This window comes from Alcanivorax sp. HI0007 (assembly GCF_001635525.1).
Taxonomy (GTDB): Bacteria; Pseudomonadota; Gammaproteobacteria; order Pseudomonadales; family Alcanivoracaceae; genus Alcanivorax.
Window position 1 is genome coordinate 30400 of record NZ_LWEJ01000244.1, and the last position, 26807, is coordinate 57206.

At 59.7% G+C, this 26807-nt stretch carries 25 protein-coding genes; 11 read left to right on the forward strand and 14 right to left on the reverse strand.

Features of this window, described 5'->3' with window-relative positions; all coding sequences use genetic code 11:
* Positions 1–140 precede the first annotated feature (140 nt).
* Entirely contained in the window at positions 141–836 is a 696-nt protein-coding gene (gene urtE, locus A3714_RS12885) for an urea ABC transporter ATP-binding subunit UrtE (protein ID WP_062817181.1), read from the forward strand.
* A gap of 206 nt (positions 837–1042) precedes the next feature.
* Here the strand turns inward: urtE and A3714_RS12890 are convergent, their stop codons facing one another.
* Entirely contained in the window at positions 1043–1456 is a 414-nt protein-coding gene (locus A3714_RS12890; protein WP_063509894.1) for a hypothetical protein, read from the reverse strand.
* Positions 1457–1526: 70 nt separating this feature from the next.
* Between A3714_RS12890 and A3714_RS12895 the strand changes: the two genes are divergently transcribed.
* Positions 1527–2441, forward strand: a complete 915-nt coding sequence (locus tag A3714_RS12895) for a bile acid:sodium symporter family protein (RefSeq protein WP_063509895.1) — start codon at positions 1527–1529, stop codon at positions 2439–2441.
* A gap of 146 nt (positions 2442–2587) precedes the next feature.
* On the opposite strand, the gene pdxH is transcribed toward A3714_RS12895, so the two are convergent.
* Positions 2588–3217, reverse strand: a complete 630-nt coding sequence (gene pdxH / locus A3714_RS12900; protein WP_063508359.1) for a pyridoxamine 5'-phosphate oxidase — start codon at positions 3215–3217, stop codon at positions 2588–2590.
* Positions 3218–3294: 77 nt separating this feature from the next.
* Between pdxH and A3714_RS12905 the strand changes: the two genes are divergently transcribed.
* Complete coding sequence (locus A3714_RS12905) at positions 3295–3852, forward strand: gamma-glutamylcyclotransferase (RefSeq protein ID WP_063508360.1); 558 nt, start codon at positions 3295–3297, stop codon at positions 3850–3852.
* A 51-nt stretch (positions 3853–3903) separates the two neighbouring features.
* Here the strand turns inward: A3714_RS12905 and A3714_RS12910 are convergent, their stop codons facing one another.
* A complete protein-coding gene (locus A3714_RS12910) occupies positions 3904–4320 on the reverse strand; it encodes a VOC family protein (protein ID WP_063508361.1) in 417 nt (138 codons plus the stop codon).
* A gap of 92 nt (positions 4321–4412) precedes the next feature.
* Here A3714_RS12910 and A3714_RS12915 point away from each other — a divergent pair, with 92 nt between their 5' ends.
* Together A3714_RS12915 and A3714_RS12920 are read left to right on the forward strand one after the other, a co-directional pair.
* Positions 4413–4997, forward strand: a complete 585-nt coding sequence (locus tag A3714_RS12915; protein WP_063508362.1) for a TetR/AcrR family transcriptional regulator — start codon at positions 4413–4415, stop codon at positions 4995–4997.
* Positions 4994–5434 carry a YchJ family protein gene (locus A3714_RS12920; RefSeq protein ID WP_062815449.1) on the forward strand — a complete coding sequence of 147 codons (441 nt, stop codon included), beginning with the start codon at positions 4994–4996 and terminating at the stop codon, positions 5432–5434. The genes A3714_RS12915 and A3714_RS12920 overlap by 4 nt, the downstream gene beginning before the upstream one ends.
* Positions 5435–5527: 93 nt before the next feature.
* On the opposite strand, the gene A3714_RS12925 is transcribed toward A3714_RS12920, so the two are convergent.
* A complete protein-coding gene (locus A3714_RS12925; RefSeq protein ID WP_063508363.1) occupies positions 5528–6997 on the reverse strand; it encodes an NAD(P)/FAD-dependent oxidoreductase in 1470 nt (489 codons plus the stop codon).
* A gap of 253 nt (positions 6998–7250) precedes the next feature.
* Here A3714_RS12925 and A3714_RS18420 point away from each other — a divergent pair, with 253 nt between their 5' ends.
* Positions 7251–8672 carry a fatty acid desaturase gene (locus A3714_RS18420; RefSeq protein WP_063508364.1) on the forward strand — a complete coding sequence of 474 codons (1422 nt, stop codon included), beginning with the start codon at positions 7251–7253 and terminating at the stop codon, positions 8670–8672.
* 48 nt (positions 8673–8720) lie between these two features.
* Here A3714_RS18420 and A3714_RS12935 read toward each other — a convergent pair whose 3' ends face one another.
* Complete coding sequence (locus tag A3714_RS12935; RefSeq protein WP_063508365.1) at positions 8721–9749, reverse strand: AraC family transcriptional regulator; 1029 nt, start codon at positions 9747–9749, stop codon at positions 8721–8723.
* Between the two features lie 164 nt (positions 9750–9913).
* Here A3714_RS12935 and A3714_RS12940 point away from each other — a divergent pair, with 164 nt between their 5' ends.
* Both A3714_RS12940 and A3714_RS12945 read left to right on the forward strand, forming a co-directional pair.
* Complete coding sequence (locus A3714_RS12940) at positions 9914–11095, forward strand: alkane 1-monooxygenase (protein ID WP_063508366.1); 1182 nt, start codon at positions 9914–9916, stop codon at positions 11093–11095.
* Positions 11096–11287: 192 nt separating this feature from the next.
* Positions 11288–12517, forward strand: coding sequence for a trans-acting enoyl reductase family protein (locus A3714_RS12945; protein ID WP_063508367.1), 1230 nt, complete (start codon positions 11288–11290; stop codon positions 12515–12517).
* 76 nt (positions 12518–12593) lie between these two features.
* Here the strand turns inward: A3714_RS12945 and A3714_RS12950 are convergent, their stop codons facing one another.
* The 4 genes from A3714_RS12950 to A3714_RS12965 form a co-directional block, all read right to left on the reverse strand.
* On the reverse strand, positions 12594–12953 hold the full coding sequence (locus A3714_RS12950; RefSeq protein ID WP_062815443.1) for a DUF4189 domain-containing protein: 360 nt from the start codon (positions 12951–12953) through the stop codon (positions 12594–12596).
* Between the two features lie 185 nt (positions 12954–13138).
* Complete coding sequence (locus tag A3714_RS12955; RefSeq protein ID WP_082844644.1) at positions 13139–14548, reverse strand: efflux transporter outer membrane subunit; 1410 nt, start codon at positions 14546–14548, stop codon at positions 13139–13141.
* A complete protein-coding gene (locus A3714_RS12960; RefSeq protein ID WP_063508369.1) occupies positions 14541–17735 on the reverse strand; it encodes an efflux RND transporter permease subunit in 3195 nt (1064 codons plus the stop codon). The genes A3714_RS12955 and A3714_RS12960 overlap by 8 nt, the downstream gene beginning before the upstream one ends.
* A gap of 82 nt (positions 17736–17817) precedes the next feature.
* Positions 17818–19002 (reverse strand): efflux RND transporter periplasmic adaptor subunit, encoded by a 1185-nt coding sequence (locus A3714_RS12965; protein ID WP_063508370.1) that lies wholly within the window; start codon positions 19000–19002, stop codon positions 17818–17820.
* A 674-nt stretch (positions 19003–19676) separates the two neighbouring features.
* Here A3714_RS12965 and A3714_RS12970 point away from each other — a divergent pair.
* The gene (locus tag A3714_RS12970; protein ID WP_063508371.1) at positions 19677–20633 is read left to right on the forward strand and encodes an AraC family transcriptional regulator; all 957 of its coding nucleotides are present in this window, start codon (positions 19677–19679) and stop codon (positions 20631–20633) included.
* A gap of 127 nt (positions 20634–20760) precedes the next feature.
* Here A3714_RS12970 and A3714_RS12975 read toward each other — a convergent pair whose 3' ends face one another.
* Positions 20761–21522: an ABC transporter permease gene (locus A3714_RS12975; protein WP_063508377.1), complete on the reverse strand. Its 762-nt coding sequence runs from the start codon at positions 21520–21522 to the stop codon at positions 20761–20763.
* A gap of 2 nt (positions 21523–21524) precedes the next feature.
* Positions 21525–22490, reverse strand: a complete 966-nt coding sequence (locus A3714_RS12980) for an ABC transporter ATP-binding protein (protein WP_063508372.1) — start codon at positions 22488–22490, stop codon at positions 21525–21527.
* A 158-nt stretch (positions 22491–22648) separates the two neighbouring features.
* On the opposite strand from A3714_RS12980, the gene soxR reads away from it, so the two are divergent.
* Together soxR and A3714_RS12990 are read left to right on the forward strand one after the other, a co-directional pair.
* Complete coding sequence (gene soxR / locus A3714_RS12985) at positions 22649–23098, forward strand: redox-sensitive transcriptional activator SoxR (protein ID WP_062815437.1); 450 nt, start codon at positions 22649–22651, stop codon at positions 23096–23098.
* 109 nt (positions 23099–23207) lie between these two features.
* Positions 23208–24227 (forward strand): isocitrate dehydrogenase, encoded by a 1020-nt coding sequence (locus tag A3714_RS12990; RefSeq protein ID WP_063508373.1) that lies wholly within the window; start codon positions 23208–23210, stop codon positions 24225–24227.
* 107 nt (positions 24228–24334) lie between these two features.
* Here the strand turns inward: A3714_RS12990 and hemH are convergent, their stop codons facing one another.
* The 3 genes from hemH to A3714_RS13005 form a co-directional block, all read right to left on the reverse strand.
* Entirely contained in the window at positions 24335–25426 is a 1092-nt protein-coding gene (hemH, locus tag A3714_RS12995) for a ferrochelatase (RefSeq protein ID WP_063508374.1), read from the reverse strand.
* A gap of 108 nt (positions 25427–25534) precedes the next feature.
* The gene (locus tag A3714_RS13000) at positions 25535–25942 is read right to left on the reverse strand and encodes a thioesterase family protein (RefSeq protein ID WP_062815434.1); all 408 of its coding nucleotides are present in this window, start codon (positions 25940–25942) and stop codon (positions 25535–25537) included.
* 81 nt (positions 25943–26023) lie between these two features.
* Complete coding sequence (locus A3714_RS13005) at positions 26024–26797, reverse strand: hypothetical protein (RefSeq protein ID WP_062815433.1); 774 nt, start codon at positions 26795–26797, stop codon at positions 26024–26026.
* Between the last annotated feature and the right edge of the window lie 10 nt (positions 26798–26807).

Here is a 26807-nt window from a genome sequence, read left to right on the forward strand (position 1 = left end):
AGAGAGAAGCGAGTAACGAGTTGCGAAAACCGAAAATCTTTTGCCTTTCGAAACTCGCTTCTCGCTACACATAACTGGGCATTCGCGCCTCAAGCGGCGCTCCTACAGCGGCTTCGCAATAATGTTACGGAGTTAACACCGTGCTGAAACTGAACAACGTCAACCAATACTATGGCGAATCCCACACCCTCTGGGATCTGGATTTGGGGCTAACCCAGGGCGAATGCCTGTGCGTCATGGGCCGCAACGGTGTGGGCAAGACCACCCTGCTGAAAACCATCATGGGGCTGTTACCGGTAAAAAGCGGCAGCATTGAATTCAACGGGCTCGATTATGCCAAACAAGCGGCGGAAGAACGGGCCCGGGCAGGAATCGGTTATGTGCCCCAGGGGCGGGAAATCTTTCCGCTACTCACCGTGGAGGAGAACCTGGAAACCGGCCTGCAGGCCCGCCCGGATCGCAGCAGGAAAATCCCGGATCGCATCTACGAGCTGTTCCCGGTACTCCATGAAATGCGCAACCGCCGCGGCGGTGATCTCTCCGGCGGCCAGCAACAACAACTGGCCATCGGCCGTGCCCTGGCGCTGGACCCGAAACTGCTGATCCTTGATGAACCCACCGAAGGGATTCAGCCCAATATCGTCGACATGATCGGCCGGGTGATTAAAACCCTGAACAAGGAAGAAGGCCTCACCGTGTTACTGGTGGAGCAGAAGCTGCACTTCGCCCGTGCCACCGCCGACCGTTTTGCCATTCTCGACCGTGGCAGCAAGGTGGCGGAAGGTGAGATGGGCGAGTTGGATGATACCTTGATCAAGAGCTATCTGACCGTTTGATCATCAACACTTCCCTCTGCCGTAGGAGCGTCGCTGGCGGCGCGATTCCATAGGCTGATATCGCGCCGCCAGCGACGCTCCTACCGCAAAAATTGCCAGCTTCATAGGTTGGGTTGAGTGTAACGAATCCCGATATCAGGTACTGGATGGAGGTTGTTGGTTTTCGTTGTACTCAACCCAAACTATGCTACCAATGTTGATGACGATTATGCTGAACTGACGGGAATAAACCATTTGGGCTTGATACGACCGAAGTCCCTGCGACAGTGTTGTTTCAGGGCTTTCTTCGAGTCCAGCACATAAACGTCATCACCTTCGCGGAAAAACACCACCCAGTGCCAGAATGGCGTGCCGTTTTCCTGGTGCCATTTTATCGCCAGCAAGGCACGATCCGGCAGGTTCTCCCAGTCGCGAAATGGGGTTTCCCCCGACGACGCATGCAGACCATAGGTCTTCAGCAACCTGCGCACATAGTCCGTGTCGGACCACAAGCTACTGTCCTGCGCATAAATCCCCAGACTGTTTGCCCGGCGTTTCGCCTGCCCATAGCTGACACCGGCCAGTGCGGCCACCGCCGCGATACCACAGCCGGATATTTCTTCCTGAATCACCGCTTTCACGGGGTACTCCTGTGCGTCATTTCGGCTGACAGATTACACTGTGCACCTTCCCAACAAACAGGCGATCTCAATGCTCCACCGCTTGACCCAACTCTTTCCACTCTGGGCCCTGCTGTTTTCCCTGCTGGCGTACTGGCAACCGGCCCTGCTGGTGGGCGGCAAGGGGGCCATTGTGCCGCTACTGATGCTGATCATGTTCGGCATGGGCCTGTCGCTGACCTGGGAGGATTTCCAGCGGGTGCTGCGCCAGCCGGGCATCATCGGCCTGGGCCTGCTGCTGCAGTACAGCCTGATGCCACTGCTCGCCTTTGCCATCGGCATCGCCCTGCAGCTCCCCCAAGAATTGCTGGTGGGGCTGGTACTGGTGGGCGCCTGCCCCGGCGGCACCGCCTCCAATGTGATCGCCTATCTGGCCCGGGCGGATGTGGCCCTGTCGGTGGCGATCACCTTTGCTTCCACGCTGGTGGCGGTGGTTGCCACGCCCTTGCTGACCTGGGTGTATCTGGGGGAGCGCATCCCGGTGCCCATTGATGGCATGCTGATTTCGCTACTGCAAATCGTGCTGCTGCCGGTCACCGTGGGCTGTTTTCTCAATACCCGCTTTTCCCGCCAGCTGGCACCGCTACGGGATGTCTTTCCGCTGGTTTCCGTGGCGGCCATTGTGGTGGTGATCGGGATTATCGTGGCCCTGAACCAAGGGCACATCGCACAGGCCGGCATCGCCATCTTTATTGCCGTGGTGGCCCACAACGGACTCGGTCTGGCCAGCGGCTATGGCATCGCGCGCCTGCTTCGCCTGGACAAAAAGCGCGCCCGCACCCTGGCCATCGAAGTGGGCATGCAGAATTCCGGTCTGGGTGTGGCGCTTGCAGTAAAACACTTCAGCGCCATGGCCGCCCTGCCAGGGGCCCTGTTCAGCATCTGGCACAATCTGTCCGGATCGTTGTTGGCGACGGTTTGGCGGCGAAAGGCAATTAATAGTTAATAATGAATAATTAATAGCTCGCGGGTTGACGCTGCGAGTCTTTCAAACGGCAAGAGGCCGCGCCCAGAGTTTGGACGCGGCCTCTTGGTTTGGATAGCTCCNGTGCTCTTGCGCGCGTTATTAATTATTCATTATTAACTATTAATTCACGGCGCAAGCCGCTCCCGCACCCAACTCCCGTCTGCCTGTTTGCGATAGCGAAAACGATCATGCAATCGACTGGGGCGGCCATGCCAGAACTGGATTTCCGTGGGCATGATACGGTAGCCGCCCCAGTTGGCCGGGCGGGGGACCGGGGCTTGCGGATGTTGCGTCTGCAAAGCCTCCACTTCCGCTTCCAGCCATTCCCGGCTGGCGGGCTGGCTCTGGGGGGAGATGGCGGCACTGATCTGGCTGGCGTAGGGCCGCGACGCAAAATAACTGTCGGACTCTTCTTCATCCACTTTTCGGGCTTCACCGATCACGATCAGTTGCCGATCGAAGGGCTGCCAGAACATGGTGAACGATACCTTGGGGTTGGCCGCAATCTCTTCCCCCTTGCGGCTGTCGTAGTGGGTGAAAAAGGTAAAGCCACCTCCCTCGATTCCTTTCAGCAACACCACCCGGCTGGAAGGCTGGCCGTCAGCACTGACCGTGGCCAGGGTCATGGCGTTGGGCAAGGGCAGCCCGGCCTCAATGGCTTCATCCACCCAGCGCCGGGCCTGCTCCACCGGATCGGTGTGGAGGTTCGCTTCGCTCAGGCCCTCGGCATGATATTCTTCGCGCACGTCTTTCATGGTTTCCCCGGCAGTGAGACTGAGCCCGGAGTATAACGCCGAGACCGTGAAGACACCGAACCGGGATCAAGAAAAGTATGCTCGACACCTCTGCAGAGAACCGCCGGCGCCACCCGCTGGATCCACACCAGCCCGTGTGGCTGTTTGGCTATGGCTCGCTGATCTACAAGGCGGATTTTCCCTTTCTGGAACGCCGCCCCGCTACCATCCGCGACTGGGCGCGCCGCTTCTGGCAAGGATCCCACGACCATCGCGGCACCCCGGAAAACCCGGGCCGTGTGGTTACGCTGATACCGGCACCAGGCGCACTCTGCACCGGGATGGCCTACCGCATCACCCCGGATGTGTTCGAGCATCTGGACCATCGGGAGAAAAATGGCTACTTGCGATTTCGCACCCCGCTGACCTTCGCCGATGGCGATCAGGCTGACGGCCTGGTCTACATCGCTACCGAGGACAATGCCGCCTTTCTCGGCCAGAGCGACGAGCTGCTGATTGCCCGTCACATTGCCACCAGCCACGGTCCCAGCGGCAGTAACCGGGACTATCTGCTGCAGCTTGCTGAAGCCCTGCGCGCCCTGGACGCTGACGATGAGCATGTCTTTACCATCGAGCAGCACCTGCTGAGCCTGTAGGCTTTGCCGTCTACCGTTGGAGCTTTGCTCGCAAAGCTCCAACGACCACCCTCACACCGTCTGCATGTACCGATCCCAATAGCCTTGCTGCGGCGCAATCTGCTCCACCACATCCACCCATAATCCGGAGGGGTCACGCAGGCCGAAGCGGCGCTGACCGAATGGCTCGTCGCTGAGCGGGTACGCCACCGGCCCCCCTCTGGACTGGAAATCCGCCAGCGCCTGGCGGGCATCCTCCACTTCGATCTCCAGACACACACCCAGTCCACTAAAGGTGTCCGGACCCGGCGGTGCCGAGGGATGATCCGGACTCATAAACGCCACCACGCTGCCCTGCTGCGCGTCTCCCAGCAGTACAAACCAGTCGCTGTCGAACAGCACATCCAAACCAAAATACCGCTGCCAGAAATCCCGGCAGGCCACTTTATGCTCGGTCACCACAATGGGGTAACGGTCGCGGATCTTCATCGGATACCTCCTTGGGAAAAAACAGACCATTAGTCTGTTTTGAGAAAATAAAAACAAACTGATAGTATGTTTGTCAACCGAAAGAGGATTTCATGGCCACCAATGCCCAACGCCGTGCCCAAACCCGCGGCTGCCTGATCAATGCTGCCCGTCACCTGTTTGCCGAACAGGGCTACGCGGACACCAGCACCGAGACCATTCTGTCCGGCGCCGGGGTCACCCGGGGCGCCATGTACCACCATTTCCGCAACAAGGCAGAGCTGTTCGAAGCGGTCTGCGATCTGCTCAGCCGGGAAGCCATGGTCGCCATCGAAAAGGCGGTGGCCGGGCAGCGCGGCAGCCTGGCCACGTTAAAAGCCGGCAGTCTGGCCTGGGTAGACTTCATGGCGCGGGACGATGTGCGACGCATCCTGGTGGTCGAAGCTCCCTCCGTGCTGGGCCAGGAACGCTGGCGAGCCCTGGACGAGCGCTACAGCTTCCCGCTGTTGTGTGAAGGCATCCGTGAAGCCATGAAAGAAGGCGCCCTGCAGTTTTCCGGCAGTGCCGAAGGCCTGGCCGTGCTGCTTAACGGCGCCATGAATGCGCTGGTACTGAATGATCCCCGGGCCGACAATCAGCCCAGACTGCGCCAGGATCTGCTGGCCCTGTTCCATTGCTTTCGCGGAGAGAGCCCATGAGCGCTTGCCCCTGCCAGTCCGGACTGGACTACGCACATTGCTGTCAGCCCCTTCACCAGGGCAAACCCGCCGCATCGCCAGAAGCGCTGATGCGCTCGCGGTTTTCCGCCTTTGCGCTGAAAAATACCGATTACATCGCCCAGAGCTGGCACCTGAGCCAGCGCCCCCCTGGACTGAATCTTGATGATGACCCGCAGTGGCTTGCCCTGGAAATTATCGCCAGCGGTGAAGAGGGCGATACCGGCTGGGTCCACTTTCGCGCTACCAGCAAGGATCGCCAGGGCTTGAGTGTGCTCGAGGAACGCTCCCGTTTCGTGCGCGAAAACGGCCACTGGTATTACCTGGACGGCACGCCCTCGGTAATCCCGCTAAAGCGCGGCCGAAATGACCCTTGCCCCTGTGGTAGCGGAAAAAAATTCAAGAAGTGTTGTGGGTGAGGGAAGTAGCGAGAAACGAGTCACGAGGCGCGAAAGGCAGCATCAATTTGCTTCTCGTAACTCGTAACTCGCGCTTATTCCTCTTGCCCGGGATTAGCGGGAAAAGGACAGCAAGCCATCTTCCACGGGTTCCTCCAGAAGCATGTGCTTGTCTTTACTGTAATGGTTCATAACCTTCCAGGGATGGTGACGTCCCTGGCGCGGCAGCTTATGACTGGAGCGCTTCACATAGCCGGAAGCCAGGGCATCCATGATTGACCTGTCTGCCAATGTCAGATCGCTGTCCCCTTGCGGAGTTACCACCGCCATGCCTTCCGAATCCATATAATTGAGCAGACGGCAAATATAGGTCGACGCAATATCCGCCTTCAGGGTCCAGGAGGCATTGGTGTACCCGAAAATCCAGGCCATGTTCGGCACCCCCTCCATCAGCACCCCCTTGTAGGTCATCCGTTCACTGACATCCAGGGGAGCGCCATCGATGGAAAGCTCCATGCCCCCCAGTACCTGCAAGTTCAGACCGGTGGCGGTAACAATGATATCCGCCTCCAGTTCGCGGCCGGATTTCAGACGGATACCGTTTTCCGTAAAGGTATCAATGTGGTCGGTGACGATGTCCGCTTTACCCTCACGCAAATCCCGGAAAAGATCCGCATCCGGCACCGCACAGAGTCTCTCGTCCCAGGGTTGATAGACAGGCTGAAAGTGGGTCATGTCGAAATCTTTTCCCACATGGCGCCGGACATTGGACAACAAAAGCTTGCGGGTAAAATCGGGATACTTTTTTGCCAACAAATAAATCAAACGCTGCAGTTTGATATTCCGCCAGCGGGCCATGCGATACACCCAGCCAGACGGCAATACACGGTCCAACCATTCAGAAAACTTGTCATAGGCGGGCACCGAAAAAATATAGGACGGGGAGCGTTGCAGCATGGTGATATGCGCGGTCTCTTCCGCCATGGCGGGAACCAGCGTAACGGCGGTGGCGCCGCTGCCGATCACCACCACTTTCTTGTTTCGGTAATCCAGATCCTCGGGCCATTGCTGGGGATGCACACAGGTCCCCTGAAAACGCTCCATGCCGGGAAATTCCGGCAGATAACCCTGATCATAATTGTAATAACCGGTACAGCCGATCAGGAAACGGGAGCGGAATGTTTCTGTCTCTCCATGACGTTCCTGTCGCGCAGTCACCGTCCATATTTTTTCATCGGAAGACCAGTCCGCGCCGGTAATCGTCAACCCGTAATGAATATGCTGGCTGACTCCGAATTCGTCAGCCGTTTCCTTGATATAATTCCGGATGGAAGGGCCATCCGCCAGCACCTGCAACTCATTCCACGGACGAAAGCCGTAACCGAAACTGAACATGTCCGAATCGGAACGGATACCCGGATAGCGAAAAAGATCCCAGGTTCCCCCCATGGCCTGCCGGCGTTCCAGAATGGCAAACGTCTTGTCGCTGCACGCTTTCTGGAGATGACAGGCGGCGCCGATGCCGGATAATCCGGCACCAATAATCAGCACGTCATACTCTCGAGAATCGTTGGATTTATCCATATCGTCTCTCCCGAAACATTGAGCGATGCATTCGCTATCTTTCACCGGCTTGTGGGGAAAACGGCGTTGCGACCGTTTTTTCTATCCCATCGTACCTTTGTGTCTTAAACAATCCTTTTATGATCTTTCTTAAAATGCAAATTATTGCCGCAAAAAATGCAGGCAGGTTGCCAAGTTAATACAAACCATGGCTTGGCCACCCGCAACATTGGGTATAGCGTAAAAGTCACAACTTGGCACGTAGGGTGGAGAGATGAAATCAGCAGAACAAACCACCGCTTTTTCTGACTGGCATGACGGCAAACGTTACCTTTGGTTACTCAGCCCCGCCATTCCGGTGCTGGCTGTTTCGTTTCTACTCATTTACCTGTTTATCTGGGACTGGCCCGGTCTGCTATGGGGTGGTCCCTTCCTGGTGTATGGCCTGATCCCGTTTGCCGACTGGCTCATCGGTACCGATACCAACAACCCCCCGGAGTCTGCCGTCCCACAACTGGAAGACGACAAGTATTACCGCCTGATCGTCTATGCCTATATTCCCATGCAATACCTGGCCACGATTCTCGGTGCCTGGCTGGTAGCCCAGGGACAAGTCCCGTTATGGGGTCTGGTCGGTCTTGTCTTCAGTGTCGGCGCGGTGAACGGGATCGCCATCAACACCGCCCACGAGCTGGGACACAAGAAATCGAAAACCGAACGCTGGCTGGCCAAGATCACACTGGCTCCAGTGGCCTATGGTCACTTCTTTGTGGAGCACAACAAGGGCCACCACAAGAACGTGGCCACGCCAGAGGACCCGGCCAGTGCCCGCATGGGGGAATCCTTCTGGCGCTTCCTGCCGCGCACCATGATCGGCAGCGTCAAATCCGCATGGCAGATTGAAGCCCAGCGCCTGGCGCGTTGCGAAGAGCCACTGTGGTCACTGAAAAATGAAAACCTGCAGGCCTGGCTGATGACCGTGGTGCTGTTCGGGCTGTTGACCCTGTGGCTGGGCTGGATCGTATTGCCTTTCCTGCTGCTTCAGGCCTTCTATGGTGCCTCTCTGCTGGAAGTGATCAACTACATGGAACACTATGGCTTGCTTCGCCAGAAGAAGGCCGATGGCCGCTATGAGCGCTGCGAACCCAGACACTCCTGGAACAGCAACCATATCGTTACCAACCTGTTCCTCTATCAGCTGCAACGCCATTCCGATCATCATGCCAACCCTACCCGGCGCTTCCAGGCCCTGCGGCATTTCGACGACAGCCCGCAGCTGCCTTCCGGTTATGCCTCCATGCTGATGCCGGCCTATATCCCCTTTGTCTGGTACCAGAAAATGGATCCGCTGGTTTATCAGCATTACAAGGGCGATCTTAGCCTGGCCAATCTGCAGCCGGACAAGCGCGAGGAACTGCTGAAAAAATGGCAGCAGCCCGCCGTGACCTATCAAAGCGCTGACTCGGAACCGGATGTGGCAGAGGGTGCCGTGGCGGCTGCCCGTCAGGCGGAACAGGATCTCGATACCCCTCACCAGTTTCAGTGCCCCAACTGCGGTTACATCTACGACGAAAGCCGTGGCGAGGAAAATGAAGGCTTTCCTCCGGGCACCCGCTGGCTGCAGATTCCCAATGACTGGCCCTGCCCGGATTGTGCGGTACGCGAGAAAGTGGATTTCGTCCTCAAGCAACACTGAGAGGGCAACCCCGGCAAGCAATATCCCCCCCTGTGCGCCGGGGGTCTTTTACACCCGGGACGCCTTTCGCATGGCGAGAGGCGTGGTCTGAAACCAGCGGCGAAAGGTACGACTGAAGTTCGATGTATCCTGGTAGCCCAGCTGCTCGGCAATGCGCTCTATGGGCAGGGTGGTTTCCGTCAATAACCAGGCGGCCTGTTCACTTCGAACATCATCCAGTAATTCCTGATAACGGGTATCTTCCGCTTTCAGTTTGCGAATCAGGGTGCGCGTGGACATGGCAAATTTCTCCGCCATGGCCTCCAGGGAAGGAATCTCTCCCTGGCAATCCAGCAGTACCATGCTCACTTGCTGACTGAACGCGCCCCCCTTTTCCAGCTGCTTGAGCTGGTGTTCACAATCCCGAGTGGCATTGCGATGCATGGTCGGGTCTGCCGTCAGGCAGGGAGATCCCAGCTGCTCCGGCGGCATTTCAACCAGAAAGTGGTCCGCACCGAAAATGACCGGACAGCCCAGCAAACGCTCATAGTGCGCCGCCCAGACGGGACGCGGGAAAGGCAGCTGGACCCGGGCTTCCCGAATCCGTCCGGCGGAAACCGCATCGGTCATCTGGAAGTAAGTGCCCAGCAAGGCCCCCAGCAGAAACTCCCGGCAGTCCCCCAGATCCACGTTCTCATGCAACCATAACTGGCCCCAGCCATCATGCTCCTCGAAGCGCAGCTGGATCAGTTGCAACCGCACTCCCACAAAGCGGGCCACCACTGACAGCAGGGTGCGCATATCCGGGGCCGATACCACCGCATAACCCAGGGCGCCGTGGGCCGTCACCGGGGTATTCGCCCCGATCTTCAGCCCGATCCAGGGCTCTTCAGTCAGCTGCTGGGCCCGGCGTATCAAGCGGGACAGCTGCTCCAGACTCAGATAGCGATGCTCACTGAGCAGCTCTTGCCAGGCCAGCCGGGTACCGGAAAAAATATCCGCATCGCTGAAGCCTTCCTGCTTCAGATGGGCGCACAGCACCCGGCTGTAAGTGGGATGAATGGCCGGTTTGAGCCGATCCATTTGCTTATCCACCATTCGCCGCACTCCTGACCGTCATGATGCCCCAGCCTACCCCTAAACTGCCTGTTTAGTCTGTCACTTTATGACGATTTATTGCCACCTGACGGGGTGCCGGAGCGGCCGCGGCAGGCACACCATGGTGAAACTCGGATACCACTAACAACCAACGAGGTCATAGCATGAGCCAAGCTGGCGTCTTTATCGGCCCCTCCGGCGTCGAATACCGCGATCGCAAGCGGCATCTGTGGATTGTTTCCCTCTTTGTCCCGGGCACGGTTTTCCTGGGTCCGTTGATGGTGATGGCCACCGGCGAACCCTGGATGCTGTGGCTGCCATTGGCCTTCTATTACCTGGCCATTCCGCTGCTGGATATGCTGATTGGTGAAGATCAAAGCAACCCGCCGGAAGAGGTCGTGCCGCAACTGGAAGCCGACCCGTTCTACCGGCGCATGACCTATGCACTGGTCCCCATACTGCTGAGTGCCTATCTGTTCGGCATGTGGTTTGTTGGCACCCACTCACTGCCGCTGCATGGCATTATCGCCATGGTACTGCTGACCGGCACCATCTGTGGCGCCGCCGGCATCAACCTGGGTCACGAACTGGGCCACAAGAAAACCCGCACCGAACGCTGGCTGGCAAAGCTGGTGCTGGCACCGTTGGGCTATGGCCATTTCCCCATCGAACACAACAAGGGCCACCACCGGGATGTGGCTACCCCGGAGGACCCGGCATCCTCACGGCTGGGGGAGTCCATCTGGAAATTCGCCCTGCGGGAGATTCCCGGCACCATGAAGCGGGCCTGGCAGCTGGAGAAAGGGCGGCTGCAGAAGGAAGGCAAGGCAGTCTGGTCACTGCACAATGAGATCCTGCAGCCCGGCCTGCTCAGCCTGATCATCTGGGGCAGCATCATCGCCCTGTTTGGCTGGAAAATGGTGCCCTTCATTGCCGCCGTGACCCTGTGGTCCTACCTGCAGCTCACCTCCGCCAACTACGTGGAGCACTATGGCCTGCTTCGCCACAAGGATGACACCGGTCGCTACGAGCGCACCCAGCCCCACCACAGCTGGAACAGCAATCACATGTTTTCCAACTGGGCGTCCTTCCACTTGCAGCGTCACTCCGATCACCATGCCCACCCGGCACGGCGCTATCAGAGCCTGCGACACTTCGAGGATCTGCCGACACTGCCCAACGGTTACTTCGGCATGTTCCTGATCAGTTATGTGCCGCCCCTGTGGTTCAAGGTCATGGACCGGCGCATGCTGGAACACGCCGGGTATGACGCTGCCAACATCAACTTTGATCCGGCGCGCCGCGATGCGCTGATTCGCAAGTACCAGATCAAACCCTCGTCTTAGTAAAACCGGGTATGGCATTTGCCCCATCCTCCTTGGTGGGGCTTTTTTTTGCCGCGATCATTCGCGGTTTTGCAAAACCGAGGGGCACTGAGCTGTTTCCCGGTTATGTTTACCCCTATCAATCCCTTAGGATAGGTCCATCATTGGACAGTCGTTCCGATTTCGCTTTGCGTTCATTGCCAAGGAGTTCCCATGAGTGATGCACAGTTTGACGTGGTGGTGTTCGGCGCCACCAGTTTTGTCGGCCAGATTCTCTGCCAGTACCTCACTGACACTTACGGGGTGGATGGGGATCTGAAATGGGCCGCGGCGGGCCGCTCCAAAGACAAACTGGAGCAGGTGAAAGCCCAACTGGGCCAGGCCGGCAGCGCGCTGCCCTTGCTCACCGCCGATGCCAACGATGCCGCCAGCCTGGATACTCTCTGCGCCCAGACACGGGTGGTGATTTCCACCGTAGGACCCTATGCGTTGTATGGCGAACCCATGATCCGCGCCTGCGTGTCCAGCGGCACCGATTACTGCGACCTCACCGGCGAAGTGCAGTGGATCGCCGCCATGCTGGAAAAATATGAAGACCAGGCCAAACAGAGTGGCGCGCGCATCGTGCATTGCTGTGGCTTTGATTCCATTCCCTCGGACATGGGCACCTACTTCCTGCAGCAGCAGGCCCGGGCCCGCTTCAAGGCCCCCGCCACCCGGGTGAAAATGCGCGTCAAAGTGGCCAAGGGTGGCGTGTCCGGCGGCACCGTAGCGAGCATGATGAACATTGCCGAAGAGGCCGGCAAAGACCCGGCTCTGCGCAAGAAGCTGGCCAACCCCTACCTGCTATGCCCGCCCAATCATGGCTTCAGTGCCCGTCAGGACAGCATCAGCATGCCGCGCAAGGATGACGACTTCGGCGCCTGGGCAGCACCGTTCGTAATGGATGCCATCAACAGCCGCATCGTGCATCGCTCCAACGCGCTTAACGGCAACGCCTACGGGGACAACTTCACCTATAACGAAGCCATGCTGGCCGGCCCGGGCATGGGCGGGCGCATGAAAGCCCTGGGGATCGGCACTGGCACCGGCCTTTTCTTTGCCGCCGCCGCCATCAAACCCACCCGCTGGCTGCTCAACAAATTCGTGGTGCCGCAACCCGGCGAAGGCCCCAGCCCGGAAGCCCAGAAAGCGGGGTTCTACGACATCCGTTTCTTCGGGGTGACCGACAACAACGACAGCATCCGCGTCAAAGTCACCGGCGATGCGGACCCGGGCTACGGCTCCACCGCCAAGCTGCTGGGGCAAGCCGCCGCCTGTCTGGCCCAGGATGTGCCCGCCGATGCGCCCGGAGGGTTCTGGACCACATCGTCCCTGCTCGGTGATTCACTGCTGAAACGCCTGCAGGAAAAAGCCGGCATGACCTTCACCGTGATCGACTGATACCGGCACGTCTCTACTTCCCGGGAACCATAAAAAAAGCGGGCCGCTGGCCCGCTTTTTTTGTGTGCTGGAACCGCTAGCGGGAATTACATCCCCAGGCGCGGACCATACATTGCTGACCTCCCCGGCTACGGCAATACTGCAAGGCGGTATTCTGCGCCTGCCCACCATTGGACGCGGTCCCCCAACCATAGGCCGTACTGCCCCGCGCCTGGTCCGCGGCGTAGGCCGCACAGCCGGACGAAAAGGTCTGTACTACCCGGCAACCATAACCGCATTCACTCAAGGCACGACTCTGCGCTTCCGACAGGGTGCCGTAGTCATAGCTGAAGCCGTATTGATCTCCCTGATTGCTATCGATCGCCAGGGCACCGTTCGCTCCGGCGACGGATGCCATTGCCAGGGATAGCAGCAAAACCAGACTCTGAATGTTCATGATGTCCCTCTCCTTGGTGTTCTCATTGTGTGAGATCCGTGAATCAGCTTAGGCGCTGGCTGCAACGGGCACATCCCCTATATGAGGTATCAACCATGGGGCCGGGGAAACTCCCCCAGAAAGATTCTCTCAGAACGGAAACCTGATGGGGTGGATACCCCCGGATAATCCTCCACCCCGGCGCATCATTGATCCTGCTGTTGGGTCGGGGCGCCGGCCAGGGCGCGGTAAACGGCCACCATGGCCAGCACCACATCGGTCTGACTGCGTACCCGGGCATCCCGGGTGTCGGTCAATTCCTGCTCCGCGGCAAGCACCTCAAAGTAGCCGATAAAACCACGCTCATAGCGGGTGCGGGCCAGCTCGGCGGCCAGCTCGGCATTCTCTGCTGCCTGCTCCAGATGCCCGGCACGCTGGCGGGCGCGCTGGTAACGGACCAGGCGCGTCTCGGTGTCTTCCAGGGCCGACAGCACCGCCTGCTGGTAATCCGCCAGGGCGGCGCGGCTATCCGCGTCGGCGGCATCAATGCGCGCCTTGACCTTGCCGTGGTCCAGGAAGGTCCAGTCCACGCCCAGAGCCACCCGCCGGGTTTCGGCGGGGCCGCTGAACAGATCACTGCTGTCCGCCGCCACCGAGCCCAGCAGACCACTGAGGGTAAAGCGCGGGAACAGGTCCGCCGTGGCCACCCCGATGCGGGCGGTGGCCGCGGCCAGACGCCGTTCCGCCGCCGCAATATCCGGGCGACGGCGCAGTACATCGCCGGGGCTGTCCACCGGGATCTCCGGCAGCGCTCCCGGCAAACCCGTATCTCTCTCCAGTGTGGCAATCAACGCCGCCGGCGGCTGGCCGGTGAGCACGGCGATGCGATGCATGGCTGCACGGATACCGGCGCGCAGGGTGGGCAACGCTGCCCGGGTGCGCTGTAGCTGGGAGCGGGCGCGAACCCGGTCGAACTCGGTGCCGCGACCGGCATCCACCCGGGCAGACACGATATCCAGGGTCTCCTCCTGCAGGGCCACGTTCTGCTCAGCTACCTGCAACTGCTGTTGCAGCCCGCGCAGCTCGAAGTAGCTGCTGGCCAGTTGTCCCACCAGCGCCACCTGCAACGCGCCCAGGTCGGCACCGGCGGCTTGCAGCTCCGCCTGTTGCGACTGGGTGGCCCGGCGCAATCGACCGAACAGGTCCAACTCCCAGTTGGCGGCGAGGCCGGCCTGGTACCGTTCCACCCGTTCCGGGCCGGCACCGGGCGGGGTGCGCTCCACGTCCGCCAGGTGCTGCTCGGCGCCGCTGGCACTGGCGGTAATGCTGGGCCATTGCTCGCGCTTGGCGCCATACAGCAACGCCGCAGCACGATCGTAGCGGGCCAGGCCGGCTTGCAGGCTGTGGTTGGCGGCCAGGGTCTGGTCGATCAGTTGCCCCAGCAGCGGGTCCTCGAAGCCGGCCCAGAACTGTTGCTCAGCCGGCTGCCGGGATGCCGCCGTCAGCTCGGCTGCATGGAACGCCTCCGGCTCCGGGGTGGGCGGCGCCTGATAGTCCGGGCCCACGGCACAGGCACTCAGCAACAGAGTGACCGCGGCGACAGAAAACTTACGCATGGCTCTCTCCTTCAAGGCGACCATGGGGATCGCCATCCATGGTGGATGCATGCTGGCTCACCGGCGGCTTGCCGCCGGCCAGCTTGCGCAATGCCACATAAAACACCGGCGTCAGGAACAAGCCGAACAGGGTCACCCCGAGCATGCCGAAGAACAGGGCCACACCCAGTGCCTGACGCACTTCCGATCCGGCACCACTACCCAGCACCAGCGGTACCACGGCAGCGGTAAAGGTGATGGACGTCATGATGATGGGCCGCAGCCGCAGGCGGCAGGCTTCCAGCGCCGCGTCCACCACGCCCATGCCCTGCAGTTCCAGCTCGCGGGCAAATTCCACGATCAGGATGGCGTTCTTGCAGGCCAGCGCGATCAACACCACCAGGCCCACCTGCACGAAGATGTTGTTGTCGCCCTGGAAATACCACACACCGAGCAGCGCCGAGAGCATGCACATGGGCACGATCAGGATGACCGCCAGCGGCAGGGTCCAGCTTTCGTAGAGAGCAGCCAACACCAGGAACACCAGCAGGATCGACAGCGGGAACACCAACAGCGCGGCATTGCCCTGGGTGGCCTGCTGATAGCTCAGGTCGGTCCATTCGAACGTCATGCCGGCGGGCAACACGTCTTCGGCGATGTTGCTCAGCACGTCCATGGCCTGGGCGGAGGACAGCATGGTGGGGTCCGCCTCACCGGCCAGGTCCGCTGCCGGGTAACCGTTGTAGCGCAGCACCGGGTCCGGACCGAAATCCTCGCTGATGGTGACCATGGAGCCGATGGGCACCATCTCGCCATGGATGTTGCGGGTCTTCAGGTTGGCGATGTCGGCGACGCTGTCACGGAACGGCGCATCCGCCTGGGCGATCACCTGCCAGGTGCGTCCGAAACGGTTGAAGTCGTTCACGTAGGTGGAGCCCAGATAGGTCTGCAGGGTATCGAACAACCCGGTGAGCGGAACGCCCTGGGCCTTGGCCCGTTCACGATCCACTTCCGCATTCAGCTGCGGCACATTGGCTTGGTAGCTGGTGATCGGGAAAACCATGCCCGGTGTCTGGGCGATCGCATTCTGGAATGCATTCACCGCGTTCTGCAGCTCGCCATAGCCCAGGTTGCCGCGATCCTCGATGAACATCTGGTAACCATTGCCATTACCCAGACCGAGAATCGGCGGCGGCATAAAGGAGAGGGCAAAACCTTCCTTGAGGCCGGCGATGCGCCCGTTGATTTCTTCATTGATCTGCGCGGCAGTCCGGCTGCGCTGATCAAAGGGCTCCAGCGGGAAGAACACCAGGCCAGTATTGGACGTGTTGGTGAACTGCAGGGCGTTGAGCCCCGGGAAGGCCACCGCATGGGATACGCCTTCGGTCTCCATGCCGATATCCACCACCCGCTGCAGCAACTGGTCCGTGCGCTCCAGAGACGCGCCTTCCGGCAGTTTTACCCCGGCGATCAGATACATCTTGTCCTGGGTGGGAATAAAGCCCGGCGGCACCACCTTGAACATCAACCCGGTGCCCGCCAGCAACAGCGCATAGATCACGAACACCATGCCGCGGTGTCGCAGGGAACGGGCCACACCACTCTGATAGCGCTCCGAACTGGCGTTGAAGAAGCGATTGAACGGCCGGAACAACCAGCCAAACAAGGCATCGATGATTTTGGTCAGGCGATCCTTCGGCGCGCTATGAGGCTTGAGCAGCATGGCTGCCAGCGCCGGCGACAGGGTCAACGAATTGATCGTGGAAATCACCGTGGAAATGGCTATGGTCACTGCAAACTGCCGGTAGAACTGCCCGGTAACCCCATCCAGAAATGCCATGGGCACAAACACCGCACACAACACCAGGCCGATAGCCACAATGGGGCCGGACACTTCCTTCATGGCCTGGTGGGCAGCGGCCAGGGGCGTCAGCCCTTCCTCGATATTCCGCTCCACGTTTTCCACCACCACGATGGCATCGTCCACCACAATACCGATGGCCAACACCAGCCCGAACAGGGTCAGGGTGTTGATGGAATAGCCGAGCAGATAGAGCGCCGCGAATGTCCCGACGATGGAAATGGGCACCGCCAGCAAGGGAATGATGGACGCCCGCCAGGTCTGCAGGAACAGGGTCACCACGAGCACGACAAGCAGTACCGCCTCCAGCAGGGTCTTGATGACTGACTTGATGGAATCACTGACAAAGATGGTGGTGTCATAGACGGTTTCGTAATCCACCCCGGCCGGGAAACGGGTGGCGATCTCGTCCATGGTGCTGACCACCTGATCGCGAATTTCCAGCGCATTGGCGCCAGGGGCCTGGAAAATACCGATGGCCACCGCATCCTTGCCGTCCAGTTGCGCACGCAGGGTGTAATCCCCGGCGCCCAACTCCAGACGGGCCACATCGGAAAGACGAACGATCTCGCCATCAGTGCCCGTCTTGATGATGATGTCACCGAACTCTTCCACCGTGCGCAGACGGCCCTGGGCATTGATCAGAGTCAGAAAATCACTGCTCGGCATGGGCTCGGCGCCCAGCTGACCGGCGGACACCTGCACGTTCTGTTCGCGCATGGCGCCCACCACATCCGCCGCGGTCAGACTGCGGGCGGCAATCTTGTCCGGGTCCAGCCAGGCACGCATGGCGTAGTCACCCCCACCGAAAACCTGGGCATCGCCCACACCGCGAATCCGCGCCAGCGCATCACGGACATGCAGGCGGGCATAGTTACGCAGGTACAGCGTATCGTAGCGGCCGTCCGGGGAAGTCAGGTGCACCACCATCAGGAAGGTGGGCGACTGCTTCTGGGTGGTGACCCCTTGCCGCCGCACATCCTCGGGCAACCGTGCCAGCGCCTGGCTCACCCGGTTCTGTACCCGCACGGTGGCATCGTCCGCATCGATATCCGGGCGGAACGTCACCGTCATCTGCAGCACACCATCGGACCCGGCCACGGACTTGAGGTACATCATCCCCTCAACGCCGTTGATGGATTCCTCCAGCGGCGTGGCCACGGTTTCGGCAATCACCTTGGGGTTGGCGCCGGGGTACACCGTACGTACCACCACCGACGGCGGCACCACTTCCGGGTATTCACTCACCGGCAGGCTGGGCAGCGAGATCAGGCCCACCGCAAAAATGATGATCGACAACACCGCGGCAAAGATCGGCCTGTCGACGAAAAAACGCGAGAAATTCATGGCAAAAGACTCCTGTCAGCCGTGCCGACGCACAGCCGCGCTTTGTCGTTCCCTTGCCGGGCGATTGCCCGGCGTTGATGGATTACGGTTGCGCTACCGCGATGGCAGGCTGCTCGTCATTGGCAGAACGCATGGCCACCTGGTTGGGCTGCACCGGCATGCCATCGCCAAACACTTTCTGGATACCGTTGACGATCACCCGGTCGCCGCTCTCCAGCCCCTGATGAATCACCAGCAGATCCTCCACCGAACGGCCCGGGGTAACCTGCCGGCGCGCCACCTGGTTGTTGTCATCCACCACGTAAACGAAGCGACGATCCTGATCGGTCATTACTGCCTTACGGCTGACCAGCAGGGCGCGGTCCAGTTTTGCCACCGGCATTTCCACGCGGGCGAACTGGCCCGGCTTAAAAATGCCAGCCGTGTTGTCCAGTACCGCCCGGTACTGGAGGGTGCCGGTGCCGCTGTTGAGACGGTTGTCGATAAAATCCAGCGTGCCACGGTGCGGATACCCGGCTTCCCCGGACAGGCCGATCCGCACCGTGGCGGACTTCCCCGCGCCAGGCACCTGCTGACTCTCGAACGCGGATTGTTCATCGGCCTCGAAATAGACATGCATGGGATTCACCGACACCAGCGTGGTCAGCAGGGTCTGGTCCGCATTGGCCAGATTGCCCCGGGTCACCATGGCACGGCCGGTACGGCCATCCACCGGGGCAGTAACGCGGGTGTATTGCAGATCCAGCTCCGCCGTATCCACCGCCGCACGAGCGGCATTTACCAGCGCTTTGGCACTGAGCAGGGCAGCACTGCGCTGGTCATATTCCTCACGGGAGATGGCGCGACTTTCCAGCAGGGTTTTCGCCCTGCCCGCTTCGCTCTTTGCCAGTTCCTGCTGGCTTCTGGCCTGCTCCAGCTCTGCGCGAGCCGCCTGCAAACGTGCCCGGTAAGGACGCGGATCGATCTGGAACAACAGATCACCGGCCTTCACCAGCTCCCCTTCTTCGAACGCCACCTGGTCGATATAGCCACTGACCCGGGGCCGTAGCTCCACGGTTTGCGGCGCCACTACCCGGCCGGTAAAGGATTCCCACAGCGTCACCGGCTCGGCAATCACCCGGGCCACATCCACCTCCGGCGCCGGCATCTGTTGTCCGGCTTCACTACGGGCATCGCAACCGGCAAGAAACACGGCCGCCATCAATGCCACCAATAGTGCCCAATAGACACCGGCACCACTGGCGCTTTCGCCACTCAAACTTTCCATCTCCGCAACTCCTGTTATCACCACCCAGTTCTGCCGAGTTATCGAATACCCACGACAACAATCGACAGCGCACAAAAAAACGGGATGACTGGTTCTCTGGTGAAGCCAATCACCCCCAACAGATCAGCCACTCTATTTCCTCAAGCTAAGTTGAGGTCAATACAGATTCGACTCGGCCTTTTGCTATCTTCCTCATAGGCGCCGTCTCTGGCCGAACGCCAGACGGAACAGCAAACGATCACCAACAGGTCGGCCAGTCAGGGAAGACACGATACGGAGAGGCGCCAGTTCGGCGGTAGCGGGTTACTGCGTGAAGATTGCCCGATTCTGTTAGCAAGGCGAAAAGTGATAAACCCGGCAAGGGCGATCCGGCAATATGAAGGCCGCCTTGCATTGTAATTTCAGGCAAGTGACAACAACGAAGGAAGAGGTGAGCGACCAGGCTGCATTCTCAAATGCCCCTACACAAAGGCCATTACCTCAAGCACACCGTATTGACCTGCCAGGCTTTTGGACAAGCCGGGCGCCGTATCCCGGCTTGCCGTATCCACCAGGGTAGTCATGACGTATTGCCGGTTTCTGCGCAGTGATTGCCTGATCCTGCAGAAAGTGACTCAATGGGCACACGGGCTGGCAGCGCTCTGCGTATACTGCCGGCAACAGGAGGACAGGCCATGACCGTGACAACCCCGGAGTTACCCCGCAATCTCAGCGCCGGACCCCAGCAGCAACTGGCTGATATCGTCGGTCGCTGGGCCGATGGCAGCGGCATGCGCCAAACCGCTATCGAAGGTGTGGACTTGTATCGCTCTGATGGGCTGACGGCCTGCGGTTCCACCGTCTATGAACCCTCACTGATTTTTATTCTGCAGGGCACCAAGACCATTCAGCTCGGCGACCGGGAAATTGTCTATGGCCCCATGAGCTACCTGGCCAGTTCCGTGCATTTGCCGGTGCAGGGACAGATCGTCGATGCCTGTAAGGATCGCCCTTATCTCGCTGCCAAGATCACCGTGGATCCGCAGGAGGTAACGGACCTGGTGCTGGAACTGGGTGACAAGGTAGCCAGTTTCGACCCGGACAGTCCTTGCCCGGAAATCAGTTGCGGCCTGTGCATGTCCTACATGGACGAACGCATGCAGGGCGCCCTGTACCGACTGCTTAGCCTGCTGGATTCCCCCGAAGATATTCAGGTGCTGGCACCGCTGGCACGGCGGGAAATCATCTACCGGGCACTGATCGGCGAGATGGGCCCGCGCATGCGCAAGTTCGTGGCTGCGGACTCCCAGGCCAACCGGATTTCCCGGGTAATCTCCACCCTGCGTGGCCGGTACACCGAACCATTGCGAGTGAAGGAGCTGGCAGAAGAAGCCAACATGAGCGAGTCCACCCTGTTCCACAGCTTCAAGCAGGTCACTCGCATGTCGCCACTGCAGTTCCAGAAAAAACTGCGCCTCTACGAAGCCCGCCGCCTGATGCTCACAGAGGGCCTGGAAGCAGCCACCGCCAGCTACCGGGTAGGCTACGAAAGCCCCTCCCACTTCAGCCGCGAATACAGCCGCATGTTTGGCGCGCCACCCAAGGCGGATGTGTTGAAGTTGCGGGGGGAGCAGCAGGTAGTTAACAGTTAACAGTTGCGCGAGAAAGGGTTTTCTTTTTCAAAACGACAGAGGCCGCGCCCACAGTCTGGGCGCGGCCTCTGTCGTTTAAACCTAAAAGAAAGTGTTTCGCGAGCTGTTAACTGTTCACTATTAACTGTTAACTCTTAAGCCGATATCCCGTCCGGAAAATCCACCACACCAGGCCGATACAGATGGCCAGGAAGAACAGGGTCATGCCGATGCTGATGCCGATGTGTACGTCGGCGCTGCCGAAGAAGCTGTAACGGAAACCACTGATCAGATAGACCACGGGATTGAACAGGGTCACGGTTTGCCAGAACGGTGGCAGCATGTCGATGGAATAGAAGCTGCCGCCCAGGAAGGTCAGCGGGGTAATGATCATCAGGGGAATGATCTGCAATTTCTCGAAGGTATCCGCCCAGATGCCGATAATGAACCCGAAAAGGCTGAAGGTAATCGCGGTAAGCAGCAGAAAGCCGAACATCATGAAGGGATGCTGAACCTCATAGTCCACAAAGAATCGCGCCGTGATCAATATCAAAACGCCCAGTATCGATGACTTGGTCGCGGCAGCTCCCACATAACCAATGACGATCTCCACATAGGAGACCGGCGCCGACAGCACCTCATAGATCGTTCCCGAAAACGTGGGCATGTAGATACCGAACGAGGCATTGGAAATGCTCTGTGTCATCAGGGTGAGCATGATCAGGCCGGGGATAATAAACGCCCCGTAACTGACGCCGCCAATTTCCACCATGCGCGAACCAATGGCGGAGCCGAACACCACGAAGTACAGGGAGGTGGAGATCACCGGGGAGGCCACACTCTGCATCAGGGTGCGCCAGGTGCGCGCCATTTCGAACTTGTAGATGGCGCGAATGGAATAGATATTCAGTTTCATCGGGCCTCTCCGGCTGGGGTGGCGTTTTCCGTGGCGGGCTGGCCGTTGTGGACCAGGTCCACAAAGATATCTTCCAGGGAACTCTGTCGGGAATGCAGATCCTTGAACTCGATGCCCGCCGCATTCAATGCCCGCAGCAGCTCGGCAATGCCGGTGCTTTCCTGGTTGGCATCATAGGTATAAATCAGCCCATAGCCGTCGTCCGACAAGGCCAGCGCATCGCTGCCCAGCCCGGTTGGCAGGCTTTCCAGGGGTTCGGCCAAATGTACGGTAAGTTGCTTGCGACCCAGCTTCTGCATCAGACGGGCCTTGTCATCCACCAGGATAATTTCTCCCTGACGAATAATACCCACCCGGTCTGCCATCTCCTCGGCTTCCTCGATGTAGTGGGTAGTCAGGATAATCGTCACGCCCTGTTCGCGAAGCTGGCGCACCATTTCCCACATTTCCCGGCGCAACTCCACATCCACCCCGGCAGTAGGCTCATCCAGAAACAGGATCTTGGGTTCGTGGGATAGTGCCTTGGCGATCATTACCCGCCGCTTCATGCCACCGGACAGCATCATGATCTTGTTGTCCCGCTTGTCCCACAGGGACAGCACCTTCAGGACCTTCTCGATATGGGCATCGTTACGGGGTTTACCAAACAGGCCCCGGCTGAAGCTCACCGTATCCCAGACCGTCTCGAAGGCGTCGGTGGACAATTCCTGGGGCACCAGACCAATGGCGCTGCGGGCTTCGCGATAATCGCGGACGATATCGTAACCGTCCGCCAGAACGGTACCACTGGACGGGTTGACGATACCGCAGATAATGCTGATCAGGGTGGTCTTGCCGGCCCCGTTGGGACCCAGCAGGGCGAAGATCTCCCCGGCATGAATATCCAGATTGATGTGCTTCAGGGCCTGGAAACCACCCTGATAGATCTTGTTCAGGTCTTTCACGGAAATAACAGCACTCACCACTTTCTCCTTTGTTGGACCTGCTGACTCAGAGTCTCCCCTGAGCCGCCATATTATGCCCGAAATAACGCCCAACCGCTGGCAAGGCTGATAACGGTTTGGCAGCATAAGACCTTAACCTTGGTTAAGGTCAACGTTCATCAGCAAAGGCTTTCATCATGACCCTGTCCTGTGCAGACGATATTCACAAGGCCCTCACCGTTGGCGAGGTGGCTGAACGTAGCGGCGTGGCCGTTTCCGCCCTGCATTTTTATGAAAAAAAAGGCCTGATACAAAGCTCACGCAGTGCCGGCAATCAGCGCCGCTATCATCGCGATGTGTTACGCCGGGTGGCCGTCATCAAGGTGGCCCAGCGTATCGGCATCCCGCTGGCGGAGATTGCCGAGGCCCTGGCCGAGTTGCCCGATGGCCGCAGCCCCACCGCCCGCGACTGGAAGCGCATGTCCGCCAAATGGCGCATTCACCTGAACGAGCGCATCAATGACCTGACCGTACTGCGCGACCAGCTCAACGAATGTATCGGCTGTGGCTGCCTGTCCATCAAGGCCTGCCGGCTACGCAATCCCTTTGACTCCCTGTCGGAGAAAGGCCCGGGGCCCCATTTCTAGGGAGGCTCAGGCTTACAGCGCCCTTGCGACCATGGTCGGCATTCATTTTGACATCTTCAGCGGGCACAATGTGATGCTGGCAACACCCCTTTCGCAATCAGGAGGCAGCATGAACAAGAATACCGTAACCGTGATTCCCGGCGACGGAATCGGACCGGATATCGTGGATGCCACGGTGCGGGTATTGAAAGCCCTGGATTGCGGCCTTGAATTCGAATATGCCATTGCCGGGCAGACCGCCCTGGACAAAGGGCTGGATCTGGTACCGGAAGAAACCCTGGCAGTGCTCCGCCGCAACCGCCTGGCCCTGAAAGGCCCGATCACCACGCCGGTAGGCGGCGGCTTCACGTCCGTGAACGTGACCCTGCGCAAGACTTTCGATCTGTTCGCCAACGTGCGCCCGGCCCTGTCCATTCCCGGGGTGAAGTCCCGCTATGACAACGTGGACATCATGACCGTGCGGGAAAACATCGAAGGCATCTATTCCGGACTGGGCCAGACCGTCAGCGAGGATGGCGAAACCGCCGAACTGCGCAGCCGCATCACCCGCACCGAGTCCGAACGTTTGCTGCGCTTTGCCTACGAAACAGCGGTGAAACAGGGCCGCAAGAAGGTCACGGTGGTGCACAAGGCCAATATCATGAAGTCCACCTCGGGCCTGTTTCTCGACGTGGCCCGCAAGGTTCGCGAGGACTACCCGCAGCTGGAGCACGAGGAAATGATCGTGGACGCCTGCGCCATGCAGCTGGCCATGAATCCCCATCGCTTCGATGTGATCGTTACCACCAACCTGTTTGGCGATATCCTTTCAGACCTGTGTGCCGGCCTGATCGGCGGCCTGGGCGTGGCCCCCGGCGCCAACATCGGTGAGCACGGTGGCCTGTTCGAAGCGGTCCACGGCAGCGCCCCGGACATCGCCGGCCAGGGCATCGCCAACCCCACCGCCATCATGCTGGCCGGGGCCCTGATGCTCGACTACATCGAGCTGCATGACAAGGCCAAACAGCTGCGCCGCACCGTGCGTCAGGTAGTCGGCGAAGGCGAAATCGTCACCCCGGATCTGGGCGGCCGCGCCAGCACCACCGAGTTCACCGATGAGCTGGTGCGCAGGCTGGAACAAAACAGTTAACAGTGAATAGTTAATAGTGAACCGTTCGGGGGGCGGGTTTTCCTGTCCTGGAATGCAAGAGGCCGCGCCCATGTATGGGTGCGGCCTCTTGCGTTATAGATCATGAACTAGCGATCAGCGCCTTGTTGGCGGGCCCGTTGTTGGCGTTCGTTCAGGCCGACCGCATCATTTTCCGGCAGCTCCCAGCCCTGAAGATTCTCTTCAATCAGCTGGACCAGCGCATCAATATGGCCGGGCTCTGCATTCAGTGCCGGGATGTAGGCAAACGACTCACCGCCAGCCTCCTCGAAGTACCCCCGGTTTTCCACATCGATTTCTTCCAGGGTTTCCAGGCAGTCGGAGGAAAAGCCGGGGCAGAACACTTGCACGGATTTCACACCCTGCTCCGGCAGCGCCATCAGGGTGTGGTCGGTGTAGGGCTTCAGCCATTCCTCACGGCCAAAGCGGGACTGGAAGGTAGTGAGCCAGTCGTCGTCGCCCAGGCCCAGCCGCTCCGCCAGCAGCCGCGAGGTCTTGTGGCATTCACAGAAGTAGGGGTCGCCATTAAGCAGGTATTTTTTCGGCACACCGTGGTAGCTGAAGATCAGCTTGTCCGCCGTACCGTGTTCGGCACGAAACGACTCGATGTGGTTGGCCATGGCCTCGATGTAGGGCGGATAATCCGGGTAGTGGCTGATAAACCGCAGGTCCGGCAACCAGCGTCGTTGCATAAAGTTCTTGGCAATGGCGTCAAAGGTGGAGGCATTGGTGGACGCGGAATACTGCGGGTACAAGGGCAGCACCACCAGCTTGCGCACCCCCGCCTCCTCCATGGCCTGCAACTGGCTGGCGATGGAAGGATTCCCGTAACGCATGGCAAAGCGGACGTCGATGTCGTCACCGAATTTGTTCTGCAACCGCTCGCGGATGCCAGCACACTGGGCTTGGGTGTGCACCATCAACGGCGAGCCCGCCTCCGTCCAGACGCTTTTGTAAGCATGGGCAGAACGGGGCGGGCGGATCACCAGGATCACCAGGTGGAGAATGAAGAACCAGATCAAGCGGGGGACTTCCACCACCCGCGGATCGGAGAGGAATTCACGCAGATAGCGGCGCAGGGCGCCGGTCTCCGGCGCATCCGGGGTCCCCAGGTTGGTGATCAGCACCCCCAGCTTCTGCGCCTGGCGGTGATCAAAGTTCTGTTGTCCCTGATAAGCCATCCGTTCCTCGCTGCCATTACGTTAAGCGATCAGTATGGCCGATAGTGTAGCGTGGCAACGTCAAGGTAGCAGGCGCGCCATGCCTATCGGTCTGATCAAAGTCGGAAATTAGAGGGTTTCCGCCAGAGGTCCCTGATGCTCGGCGAGCACCTGGCGAAATGCCTCGGGGATTGGCGCCGAGGCCTGCTTGTCATGCTCGAAGTAGACCTGCACCGCCTTGCCACGGGCCACCAGCTTGCCGTTCTGCCAGGCCTGCTGGGCCACCACGAAGGAACTGTTGCCAATTTTCTCGATGCCGGTGCGCAACAGTACATCGCTGCCGTAGTAGATCTGGCCGACAAAATCCACTTCCACCCGGGCCAGAATCAAGGGCAGGGACGCCGGGTCACTGCCACCCCCGAACAATTGAAACAGGGGCGTCCGCCCGGTTTCGAACCAGCCGGTGACCACGGTGTTGTTCACATGACCAAAGGCATCGGTTTCGTAAAAGCGGGGCGTGACGGTGAGCTCAAACATGGCGGTTATCTCATCAGGACTGCGGGGGCGTCATGATACCCGAGACGCCCCCGGCCCTGAATATTGACTCTCAGGCTGGTGTCATTCACCCCGCAGGCTGGCCAGGGCGTTTTTGCGACGCTCAACCTCTTCGCCAAGGCTGTCGCGGGCCGCCTCCTGCTCTTCCACCCGCTCGATCAAGGCCTCCACATCCTGGCTGGCTTTTTCCATGGGTTCGCCGAGGCCACCCACGGCTTCCGCATTCTCTTCCAGCACCGCCAGTTCCGCCCGCGAGGCCATCAGTTGCACCTGAATCTGGCGCAGGGTGTGATCCGCCTCTGCCAGGGCCGACAGACTGTCGTCCAGTTTGCCCTGAAGCTCTTTTTCCAGCTCGGCAAATTCATCGCTGTCTTCAGCAATGACCTGCCAACCGTCAAACCGCTGCTCGAAGTCTTCGGCGACCATGCCGCGCGGCAAGTCCTGCTCGTCCAGGGTGGTGACCACGTTCTCTTCACCATTACCGCGGATGATCTGTACCGAGGCAGTGAGGTCGCGCTCCTCCCCTTCTGCCAGCGCCGTACGGGTCACCACTCGCTTGCCGATGTCATCCACATAGCGGACTTCACGCAAGGGCTTCTCCAGGGCCAGCACGGCTTCCACCTTGTAGGTGATGATTTCCTCAGGTCCGGTGCGGTCCTCTCGCTGATCCTGAATATCCAGATCGTCCACTTGCCAGTAGCTCAACTCCCGGGTCTGCAAGGCCTGATCAATGGCCGCCGCCAGTCGTTTTTCCTCACTGTTCATGCCACAGCTGACCAGTAGCCACGCCGCCGCCACAAACAGACCACCGATTGCTACGCCTCGTTTCAATGACATCGCCCTTCCT